Origin of the sequence: Variovorax sp. MHTC-1, assembly GCF_003984645.1 — a bacterium.
In the GTDB taxonomy this organism is placed as follows: domain Bacteria; phylum Pseudomonadota; class Gammaproteobacteria; order Burkholderiales; family Burkholderiaceae_C; genus Variovorax.
The window spans coordinates 35,753-46,383 of record NZ_RWKI01000026.1; the positions used below are offsets into that span (position 1 = coordinate 35,753).

Annotated in this window: 9 protein-coding genes; 1 reads left to right on the top strand and 8 read right to left on the bottom strand. The window is 68.8% G+C overall.

Annotated elements, in window-relative coordinates; translation table 11 throughout:
- Positions 1 to 104: 104 nt before the first annotated feature.
- From gsiD to EJI01_RS25395, 8 genes are all read right to left on the bottom strand, one after another.
- The gene (gsiD, locus tag EJI01_RS25360) at positions 105 to 1,022 is read right to left on the bottom strand and encodes a glutathione ABC transporter permease GsiD (RefSeq protein WP_126839893.1); all 918 of its coding nucleotides are present in this window, start codon (positions 1,020 to 1,022) and stop codon (positions 105 to 107) included.
- The gene (gene gsiC, locus EJI01_RS25365; RefSeq protein ID WP_126839894.1) at positions 988 to 1,908 is read right to left on the bottom strand and encodes a glutathione ABC transporter permease GsiC; all 921 of its coding nucleotides are present in this window, start codon (positions 1,906 to 1,908) and stop codon (positions 988 to 990) included. Before gsiC ends, gsiD begins: the two co-directional genes overlap by 35 nt.
- Positions 1,909 to 2,089: 181 nt before the next feature.
- The gene (gsiB, locus tag EJI01_RS25370) at positions 2,090 to 3,637 is read right to left on the bottom strand and encodes a glutathione ABC transporter substrate-binding protein GsiB (protein WP_126839895.1); all 1,548 of its coding nucleotides are present in this window, start codon (positions 3,635 to 3,637) and stop codon (positions 2,090 to 2,092) included.
- Between the two features lie 22 nt (positions 3,638 to 3,659).
- Positions 3,660 to 5,558 carry a dipeptide ABC transporter ATP-binding protein gene (locus tag EJI01_RS25375; RefSeq protein ID WP_126839896.1) on the bottom strand — a complete coding sequence of 633 codons (1,899 nt, stop codon included), beginning with the start codon at positions 5,556 to 5,558 and terminating at the stop codon, positions 3,660 to 3,662.
- Positions 5,555 to 6,523: an isoaspartyl peptidase/L-asparaginase family protein gene (locus EJI01_RS25380; RefSeq protein WP_126839897.1), complete on the bottom strand. Its 969-nt coding sequence runs from the start codon at positions 6,521 to 6,523 to the stop codon at positions 5,555 to 5,557. Before EJI01_RS25380 ends, EJI01_RS25375 begins: the two co-directional genes overlap by 4 nt.
- Positions 6,520 to 7,476 carry a MurR/RpiR family transcriptional regulator gene (locus EJI01_RS25385; RefSeq protein ID WP_126839898.1) on the bottom strand — a complete coding sequence of 319 codons (957 nt, stop codon included), beginning with the start codon at positions 7,474 to 7,476 and terminating at the stop codon, positions 6,520 to 6,522. The genes EJI01_RS25380 and EJI01_RS25385 overlap by 4 nt, the downstream gene beginning before the upstream one ends.
- 214 nt (positions 7,477 to 7,690) lie before the next feature.
- The gene (locus EJI01_RS25390) at positions 7,691 to 8,974 is read right to left on the bottom strand and encodes a c-type cytochrome (protein ID WP_126839899.1); all 1,284 of its coding nucleotides are present in this window, start codon (positions 8,972 to 8,974) and stop codon (positions 7,691 to 7,693) included.
- Between the two features lie 34 nt (positions 8,975 to 9,008).
- Positions 9,009 to 9,713, bottom strand: a complete 705-nt coding sequence (locus EJI01_RS25395; RefSeq protein ID WP_126839900.1) for an RNA polymerase sigma factor — start codon at positions 9,711 to 9,713, stop codon at positions 9,009 to 9,011.
- Between the two features lie 123 nt (positions 9,714 to 9,836).
- On the opposite strand from EJI01_RS25395, the gene EJI01_RS25400 reads away from it, so the two are divergent.
- Positions 9,837 to 10,631: class I SAM-dependent methyltransferase (locus tag EJI01_RS25400; protein ID WP_148112372.1), on the top strand; the 795-nt coding region annotated here is incomplete at its 3' end.

Here is a 10,631-nt window from a genome sequence, read left to right on the forward strand (position 1 = left end):
TGTTCCAGGCACACCGCGGAACCGGCTTTGCCGAGCCGCCGGTGTGGCCCCCGGTGGGGGGGGTGGAGGAGCGACACGAAGTGCGCGGAGCCTGGGGGAGAGCTTCATACCCGATCGATCTTCGGGTCGAGGGCGTCGCGAAGACCGTCGCCCAGCAGATTGAAAGCCAGCACCGTGAAGAAGATCGCCAACGACGGGAACAGCGCCACGTGCGGCGCATTCACCATGTCGGCGCGCGCCTCGTTGAGCATCGCGCCCCACTCGGGCATCGGCGGCTGCGCGCCCATGCCGAGGAAGCTCAGGCTGGCGGCCGTGATGATCGAGGTGCCCAGGCGCATCGTGAAGTAGACGACGATGGAGGAGATCGTGCCCGGCAGGATGTGGCGCAGCAGGATGGTGCGGTCGCTGGCGCCGATGCTGCGCGTGGCCTCGATGTAGGTCAGGTTCTTCAGTACCAGCGTGTTGCCGCGCACCAGCCGCGCGAAAGCCGGCACGCTGAACACCGAGACCGCGACCACCACGTTCGTCATGCTGCTGCCGAGGATGGCGACCACGCCCAGCGCCAACAGGATGCCGGGGAAGGCGAACAGCACGTCGGAGATGCGCATCACGATGCGGTCCCACCAGCCGCCGTAGTAGCCGGCCAGGAGGCCCAGCACGGTGCCCACGATGGCGCCCAGCACCACCGAGAGGAAGCCGGCCGCCAGCGAGATGCGCGCGCCCATCAGGATCCGGCTGAAGATGTCGCGCCCGAGCGGGTCGACGCCGAACCAGTGCGCGGCCGAGGGGCCGGTGTTGAGCTTGTCGTAGTCGAAGAAGTTCTCGGCGTCGTAAGGCACGATCCACGGCGCGACGATCGCGACCGCCACCAGCAGCAGCACGAAGACCAGCGCACCCACCGCCACGTGCTGCATGCGGAACTTGCGCCAGAACTCGGTCCACGGCGTGCGCACCTTGCCTTCGGCGGCGAGCGCCGGGACCGGCGCGTCACTTGTAGCGGATGGTGGGGTTGATATAGCCATAGAGCACGTCGACCACGAGATTGATCAGGATGAATTCGAGCGAGAAGAGCAGCACCAGCGTCTGGATGATGGGGTAGTCGCGCATCTCGACCGCGTCGACCAGGAGGCGCCCGAGGCCGGGCCAGTTGAACACCGCCTCGACCACGATCGAGCCGCCGAGCAGGAAGCCGAACTGCAGGCCCATCATCGTGACCACCGGGATCAGCGCGTTGCGCAGGCAGTGCTTCAGGATGACCCACTTCTCCGACACCCCCTTGGCGCGCGCGGTGCGAACAAAATCTTCCTGGATCACCTCGATGAAGGAGGCCCGCGTGAAGCGCGCCATCACCGCCGCCACGGCCGCGCCCAGCGTCAGCGAAGGCAGGATGTAGTGCCGCCACGAATCGGCGCCCACCGTCGGCAGCCAGCCGAGCTGGACCGAGAAGATCTGCATCAGCAGCATGCCCAGCGCGAAGGCCGGGAACGAGATGCCAGAGACTGCCAGCGTCATGCCGAGCCGGTCGGGCCACTGGTTGCGGAACACCGCCGACGTGATGCCGATGGCCATGCCGAACACCACGGCCCACGCCATGCTCGTGATCGTCAGCAGCAGCGTCGGCATGAAGCGCTCGGCGATCTCGGTCGCGACCGGCCGCTTCGAGCGCAGCGAATGGCCGAAGTCGCCCTGCAGCATGTTCGTGAAGAAGTTCAGGAACTGCTGCGGCAGCGGCTTGTCGAGTCCGAGGTCCGCGCGCACCAGCGCCACCGTTTCCGGGCTGGCGTCCGGCCCCGCCGCCAGCCGCGCCGGATCGCCGGGCAGCATGTGCACGAACAGGAACACCAGCACCGCGACGATCAACAGCGTCGGCAGCAAGCCCAGCAAGCGCTTGAGGACATATTGGGTCATGCGCTTGCTGTGTGCAGGATCATCATTTCAGTGCCCCACCGCGCTTCGCGCCCCACCCCGCGGCCGGCGAAGCCAGGCCCGTTCGGGGAACACCGCGGAACCGGCTTTGCCGGGCCGCTGGTGTTGCCCCCGGTGAGGGGGTTGGCGGACCACACGAAGTGGGGGAGCCTGGGGGAGAGCTTCACTTGAGTTCCACCTCGTCGAAGTTGAAGCTTCCATCGGGGATCACGTAGAAGCCGGCCAGGTTGCGCGCGCGCACCGACAGCAGCTGCTCGGTCACCAGGAAGGCCCAGGGCGCATCCTTCCAGATGCGCTGCTGCGCGTCGGCATAGATCTTGGCCTTGGCGGCGGGGTCGGTGGTCACCAGCGCCTTCTTGATGTCGGCATCGACCTCGGGGTTCTTGTAGTAGGCGGTGTTGAAGAGCTTGGGCGGGAAGGACTCGGAGGCCAGGAGCGGCCGCATCGCCCAGTCGGCCTCGCCGGTCGACGAGGACCAGCCCACGTAGTACATGCGCACCGGCGCGGTGGCCGGGTCCTGCGCGCTCTCGACGCGCTCGACGCGCTGGCCGGCCTCGAGCGCCAGCACCTGCACCTTGATGCCGACCTGCGCCAGCTGCTGCTGCACGAACTGGATGACCTTCTGCGCGGTCGTGTAGTTGTAGGCCGACCAGAGCGTGCTCTCGAAGCCGTTCGGGTAGCCGGCTTCCTTCAGCAGCTCGCGCGCCTTGGCCGGGTTGTAGGGCCAGGGGCCGAGCTTGGCCGCGCCCTCGATGCCCTTGGGCAGCACGCCTTCGGCCGGAATGGCATAGCCCGAGAATGCCACCTTGACCAGCGCTTCCTTGTTGATCGCGTAGTTGATGGCCTCGCGCACCTTCGGGTTGTCGAAGGGCTTCTGCTGCGTGTTCATCGAGATGTAACGATGGATGATCGAGGGCGAGCTGCTCACCTCGAGGCTCGGCTTTTCCCTCAGCGTCGCGGCCGCTTCGGGCGGCATCGGGAAGGCGAAGTGCGCCTCGTTGGTCTGCATCATCGCGGCGCGCGTGTTGTTGTCGACCACCGGGCGGAAGGTGATGCTGTCGACCTTCGGGTAGCCCTTCTTCCAGTAGCCGTCGAACTTGGCGACCTTCAGGTGGTCGGTGGCCTTCCATTCGACGAACTTGAAGGGGCCGGTGCCGACCGGGTTCTGCGCGATACCCTTGTTGCCGTACTTGGCCAGCGCCGCCGGCGAGATGATCACGCCCGACGGGTGCGCGAGCGTGTTGATGAAGGGCGAGAAGGGCTCGCTGAGCGTGAAGCGCACCGTGGTCGCGTCGACCGCCTCGGTCTTGGCGATGTTCTTGTAGAGGTTGTAGCGCTTGAGCTTGTTGTCCGGATTGGTCACGCGGTCGAAGGTGGCTTTCACGGCCTCGGCGTTGAAAGGCGTGCCGTCGTGGAACTGCACGCCGGTGCGCAGCTTGACGGTGTAGACCAGGCCGTCCTTGCTGACGGTGTGGCTCGTGGCCAGCACCGGCACCATCTTCATGTCCTTGTCGAAGCCGTAGAGGCCTTGATAGAAGGACTTGGCGACGGCCTGCGAGAGCGTGTCGTTGGCGTCGTACGGGTCGGTGGTCGTGAAGCCCGACTGCACGGCGACGACGACGTCCTTGGCGGCGTGCGCCGAGAGCGCGAAGCCGGCCAGGCCGGCGATGGTCAGCGCGGCGGCGATGCGGGAGAGGCGTTGCTTGTTCATGCTGGAGCTCCTTCTAGATAAATCAGTTGATCGGGTGGTGTGCGACGAAGTGGCCGGGGCCCACCTCGACGAGCGGCTTGAGCTCGGGTGCGTAGCCCACCGGGTGCACGGGGCTCGGGATCTCGCCCTGCAGCAGCGGGCGGTCGCGGTTGCGGCGCGCCGGATCGGCGACCGGCACTGCCGCCATCAGCTTGCGCGTGTAGGCGTGCTGCGGATTCTCGAAGATTGCGCGCCGCGGGCCGATCTCGACGATCTGGCCCAGGTACATCACCGCCACGCGGTGGCTGATGCGCTCGACCACGGCCATGTCGTGCGAGATGAACAGGAAAGCGATGCCCAGCTCGCGCTGCAGGTCGAGCATGAGGTTGACGATCTGCGCCTGGATCGAGACGTCGAGCGCCGACACCGACTCGTCGGCCACCACCACCTTGGGGTTGAGCGCGAGTGCGCGCGCGATCGCGATGCGCTGGCGCTGGCCGCCGGAAAACTCGTGTGGGTAGCGCTGCGCGTAGTCGGCCGGCAGGCCGACCTTCTCGAGCAGCCAGCGCACGCGCTGCTGGGCCTCGGCGCCGCTCGCGATCTTGTGGATCAAGAGCGGCTCCATGATCGAGAAGCCGACAGTGAGCCGCGGGTCGAGCGAGGCGAAGGGGTCCTGGAAGATGAACTGGATATTGCGCCGGAGCGCCTGCAGCTCGACGGTGGGCAGCGTGAGCACGTTGCGGCCGTCGAACTCGATCGCGCCGCCCTGGCTCTCGACCAGGCGCAGCAGCGAGCGGCCGGTGGTGGACTTGCCGCAGCCCGATTCGCCGACCAGTGCCAGCGTCTCGCCGGCACGCAGATCGAAGCTGATCTGCTCCACCGCATGCACCACGCGCGTCACGCGGCTGAAGAGGCCGCTCTTGAGCTCGAAGCGGGTCACCAGGTCCTTCACGCGCAGGATCGGCGGCTGGTCGCTCTGCACAGTGTTCTGCGGGCTTGCATCGCTCACGCTCACGCGGGCGCCCGCGGCGTCGACCCGAAGCAGTTCGAAGCGCCGCGGCAGGTCGGTGCCGCGCATCGCGCCCAGGTGCGGCACGGCCGACAGCAGCGCGCGCGTGTAGGCATGCCGGGGCGCCGCGAACAGCGGCTCGGAGGGCCCGGCCTCGACCTTGTCGCCCTGGTACATCACCAGCACGCGATCGGCCACTTCGGCGACCACGCCCATGTCGTGGGTGATGAAGACCACGCCCATCTGCATCTCGGCCTGCAGCTCGCGGACGAGCTGGAGGATCTGCGCCTGGATCGTGACGTCGAGCGCGGTGGTCGGCTCGTCGGCGATCAGGAGCGAGGGCCGGCACGAGAGCGCCATCGCGATCATCACGCGCTGGCGCATGCCGCCGGAGAGCTGGTGCGGGTAGCGCGCGAGCACGCTGCGCGCTTCGGGAATGCGCACCAGCTCCAGCATGCGCAGCGCCTCGGCGCGTGCGGCGGCGCGGTCCTTGCCCTGGTGGATGGCGATGGCCTCGGCGATCTGGTCGCCGGCGGTGAAGACCGGGTTCAGCGAGGTCATCGGCTCCTGGAAGATCATCGCGATGTCGGCGCCGCGGATGCCGCGCATGGTCGCGTCGGAGGCCTGCGCCAGGTCGAGCACCCGGCCGTCGCGGCGGCGGAAGGCCATGCGGCCCTGCACGATGCGGCCACCGCCGTATTCGACCAGCCGCATCAGCGACAGCGAGGTGACGGACTTGCCCGAGCCCGATTCGCCGACGATGGCCAGCGTCTCGCCGCGGTCGACGTGGAAGGACAGCTTGCGCACCGCGTCCACCGTGCGCTCGGAGCTCGCGAAGCGCACGGTGAGGGCGTCGACCGCCAGCACGCGCTGGCCGGGCAGGTCCGGCGCGCCGGAGGTCGCGGCGGGTTCTGGCAGGACGGCAGCGTTCATCGGTGGATGGCAGTGTGCGGCAGCTCGGCGCCGCGCGCGTGGCCGCGGTACATGCCCTCGGTGTTGAAAGGCAGGCACACGTTGCCGGCCCGGTCGATCGCGATCAGGCCGCCGCTGCCGCCGATGGCGGGCACGGCCTGCATGATCACGGCGTGCGCGGCCTGCGCCAGCGACTGGCCGGCATAGCGCATGCGCGCACAGACGTCGTAGGCCGCGGCGGTGCGGATGAACATTTCGCCGCTGCCGGTGCAGGACACGGCGGCGCGCTTGTCGTCGGCATAGGTGCCGGCGCCGATCAGCGGCGAGTCGCCGACGCGGCCGACGCGCTTGTTGGTCATGCCGCCGGTGGAGGTCGCGGCCGCCAGGTGGCCATGCCGGTCGAGCGCGACGGCGCCGACGGTGCCGAACTTGTCGGTCTCGTCCAGCGGCGCGGTGGACAGCGCCGCTGCGCGTGCCGCGCCGTCGTGGTCGAGCGCGATACGGCCTTCGGCGCGCGCGCGACACAACTGCTCGCGTCGCGCCTCGGTGGAGAAGTACTCCGGTTCGACCATCTGCAGCCCGCGCTCGCGCGCGAAGGCCTCGGCGCCGGCACCGGCCAGCAGCACGTGGGCGCCGTCCTCCATCAGCGCGCGTGCGGCGTGCACCGGGTGGCGGATGCGGCTGACGCCCGCCACGGCGCCGGCGCGCAGCTCGGCGCCGTCCATCACGGCGGCGTCGAGCTCGTGCGTTTCGGCACCTGTGAAGACCGCGCCATGGCCGGCGTTGAACAGCGGGCAGTCCTCCAGCATCTCGACCGCCAGGCAGACCGCGTCCAGCGCGCTGGCGCCGCGCAGCAGCAGCGCCTGGCCGGCCAGCACGATGGTGCGCAGCGCGTCGTGGTAGGCCGCGGCCGCGCCCGCGTCCAGCGCCGCCGCGCTGATGGTGCCCGCGCCGCCGTGGATCGCAATGACCGGTGTGGTTCTCATCGTGCCTTCTTCTTTCTTCTCGGTGCGCGCGGCGCCTGCGCGGGTTGGTTCTTTTCGGCGTTGGGGGCTCGCAGTCCCTGCGCGCCGTGCAGCCAGGGCATGACCGAGTGGACGATCTTGCCGGCGGCCTGGAACGCGCCCGGCGCGCGCAGAGCCACGGCGCTGGTCAGCGCCTCGATCAGCGCCAGCACGCTGGTCTCGCAGTTGGGGCGGTAGCGGGTCTCGGTCTGCGCATAGAGCACCACGTCGGCCAGCGGCGCCAGCGGCGAGCTGGGCCGGTCGGTGAGGGCCAGCACGCCGACACCCTGGCCGCGGGCGATGCCGGTCAGCGCGATGGTGTCGGTCAGGTAGCGCGGGAAGCTCAGCGCCACCAGCAGATCGGGCGCTCCGCCGCGCGACAGCGCGCGCGCGCCGTGCGTCACGCCGCTCACCGAGGGCAGCAGCCGCACGTCGGCGCAGTAGGTGTCCAGGCCATGTTGCAGCAGACCGGAAAGCCAGGCGCTGGCGCCGAAGCCGACGATGTAGATGGTGCGTGCCTCGAGGATGCGCGCCACCGCCGCCTCGCAGGAGGCCGGGTCGAGCGCCTGGCGGATGGCCTCGATGTTGCCCCGGCTTTCCTCCAGCGCGGCGGCAAAGACCTCGGCCACCGTCGAGGGCTGCGCGAGGCTGCCGCGCAGCCGCTCGACCGGCGCCAGCAGGGGCTCGAAACCGCGGACCAGTTCGGCGCGGAAATTCGCATAGCCGTCGAAGCCCAGGGCGCGTGCGAACCGGTTGGCGGTGGCCACCGACACGCCGGCCGCCATCGCCAGCTCGTCGATCGGCAGCGTCGCGACCTGCAGGGGACGCTCCAGTACGTAGTCGGCCACCTGGCGGTGCGAGCGCGTCAGCTGCGGCAGGGCCTGCGCGATGCGCTGCGCCACGGTGGTCGCGGAAGTCGCGGAAGAGGCAAGCATTCGGTTCGGGCTCGCCCCTTCAAGGTGCGAAAGATGAAAAGAAAATTACAAAGTGGTGCAGGGAAAGAAAATTTTCGATCATTGGCCCAGGTTTAGCAAGTCATGGGCCAGTGGGTTTTCACCAAGGGACCACGCCGCGCCTTGCCGTTAAAGGCGGTCGTGGCAAGCCGCGTCGTGCGCGTGAGCAGCGAGTGCGCGAACCTCGCGCTGTGCCTCACTGCGACTTCAGGTACTGGGCGAGATCTGCGATCTCCTGCGGAGTGAGGCCCAGCGACCGCCTGGTGTTGTAGGTGGCTGCAACATCCTCGAGCGTGGCGGCCGACCCGTCGTGGAAGTAGGGCGCGTGCTGCCAGGCGCCTCGCAGGGGCGAGGTGCGGTACATCCTGGTCGCCGAACGGGAAGCGTAGCTCGGTGTTTCCGGTTCCGCCATCGAGTCGCCGGGAGGATGCAGCGTCGAGTTGGCGTCCGTGAAGAGGGCGCCGCTGTGGCAGCTCGCACACTTTCCTGCGCCGTCGAAGACCACCTTGCCCCGCGCGGCTGCAGCGGCGTCGAAACTGCCCGCCGGTGCAGCCGGAGCCTTCAAGGACAACTGATACGCCTGCAACGCGGGCAGCTTGCTCGTGACCAGGTCCGTGGTGCCGTTGGTGATGTTCAGATTCAGCCGCGGCTCGGAGAAACTTCCCTGGCCGCCCATCTGGGTCACGGCCACATACCGGTTCCAGTAGGCGACTTCAGCGCCGTCGCCGGTGAAAGTGATGCTGTGAATGCCCTCCAGTCCATAGGCCGGCGGGATGACCACCGGCTTGTTGAGGCCGTCGATGTTGAACCGCGGGTCGTACTTGCCTTTGCCCCAGGAGAGATAGACGGCCTTCCTGGCCGCGTCCACCGCCGGCGAAAGCGCGATGATCGCGCCGGGATTCAGGTCCCGATTGGCCCAGCCATCGAGCCGCTTGCCGATGCCCGGCGCAAAAGAATCGTCGACGGTCGAGTGGCAGAGGGCGCAGGTGACGCCGACGCGGGTCAGCGCATCCTTGCCGCCGACCGTCTGCACCGTGCCCTTGAGCCCGACCACAGCGTCCAGCTTCAGCAATGCGACGGTCGTGTCGGGGCTCTTGAGATCGATGCTTCCGTCCTGGATGCCCTTCGCCACGGCCGGCGGCAGTGCCTCGGCGTCGACCTTCAGTCCGACCGCCAGCGCGGCCACGGGACTGATCGCGGCGCTGATGACCTCATGCATGCGCAGCGTGTCGGTCCAATGGGCCTCGTCGCCGAAGGTGTCGAAGCGGAAGATCTGCTTGCCCTGTGCGACGAGAGCGGCTTGCTCGGCTGTGGGACCTCCGGCGCCACCCGCACCGACGCCTCCGCCGCCCCCGCCGCCGCCGCACGCGACAGCCAGGGCGGCTGCGATCGCAGTCGTGGTCGCGATCAGCGCGGTTCGTGCGCCGGCCTGGGTTTCGAATCCGCTCGCTTGCAGCCATTCACGATGAGACGTGGTCATGTGGAGCTCCTTTCGCAGCACCCGTGTGGGGGATTCAGCGCGCAGCGCCGGCCTGGCCGATGGCAGCCATGACGCGCGCGATGATGGCGTCGCAGCGGGCGCCGGCAAAGGCGAATGCATCGCTCAAGGCGACATCGACTTCGCGCGACAGCGACTCGCGCAGCAGTCCGCGGGCGCGAAAGAAGCGGCTGCGCACAGTCGCTTCGGGAATCGCCAGCGCAGCCGCCACTTCCTCGATGCTCATGTCTTCCACGGCACGCAGCACGAACACGGTGCGAAACGCTTCGGGCAAGGCATCGATGCCGGCCTCGATCAGGCGACGCGTTTCCCCGCGCATGGCCACGCGCTCGGGCTGTTCGCCGGCGTCCGCGTGCATCCACGTTTCTCCTTGCGCTGCGCACAGATCCATGGCGGCGTCGAGCGGGACCACCTGGGCGCCGGCGCCGCGGCGCAGCCGCCCCAGTGCCTCGTTGACCACGATGCGCACCAGCCAGGTGGACAGGCGCGCCTCCGCGCGGAAGGCGGGGAGTGAGCGCCAGGCGCGCAGGTAGGCCTCCTGCAGCGCATCCTGCGTCTCTTCGTCGTTCTTCAAAATGCTGCGGCCGGTGCGAAACAGCAGGCGGTTGTGCTTGCGCATGATCTGCTGGAAGGCATCGATGTCGCCACGCGCAGCGCGAGCGGCCAGTTCTGCATCGGAGGCAGGGGTCGCTGCGGCGTTGGCGGATGGAGGTGACGGCATGTCGGGCCTTGTGCTATTGGATGCGGCAGAGGACCGTGCTGTTCCCGCCTGCCGCCTTTGCCGGAACAAGTCCAGCGAGGCGGACAATCCCTTTCTCGGGACATCTCCTGAAGGAGCGCAGTCATGGCCGATCGAAAGGACACCTGGGCAGCCGGCGATCTCTACGAGCCCTATGTGGGGCGCTGGAGCCGAAGGGTGGCGGCCGAACTCCTGGCCTGGCTCCGGGTGCCGGCGCAATCGGCATGGCTGGACGTCGGCTGCGGCACCGGTGCCGTCGCGCAGACCATCCTGGAACACGCGCAGCCGGCGTCGCTGCTCGGCATCGATGCCTCCGAAGGCTTCGTCGATCACGCGCGGCGCCGCATACCGGATCCGCGTGCGTCCTTCGAGGTCGGCGACGCGCAAAGCCTGCCGGTCGAGGCGGGGCGCTTCGATGCCGCGGTCGCCGCGCTGGTGCTGAACTTCGTTCCCGAGCCCGGGCGCGCGGTCGCCGAAATGGCCCGTGCGGTCAAGCCGGGCGGGACGGTGGCCGCCTACGTGTGGGACTACGCCGGCGGGATGGAACTCATGCGCCGCTTCTGGGACGCGGCCGTGGCGCTGAATCCGGCGGCCACGGAACTCGACGAAGGACTGCGATTTCCGCTGTGTCGGCCGGCGCCGCTCGAAGCGCTGTTCGTCCAGGCCGGATTGCGTGCCGTCGAAGTGCGGCCGCTCGATATCGCGACGCCGTTTCGCGACTTCGACGACTACTGGACGCCGTTCCTGGGCGGGCAAGGACCGGCGCCCGGCTATGCGATGGCCTTGAACGAGACAGATCGATCGAAGCTGCGCGAACGCCTCAGCGCCACATTGCCGCGCCGGCCCGATGGCGCGATCGAGCTGAATGCGCGCGCCTGGGCGGTGCGCGGGCTCGCCGCT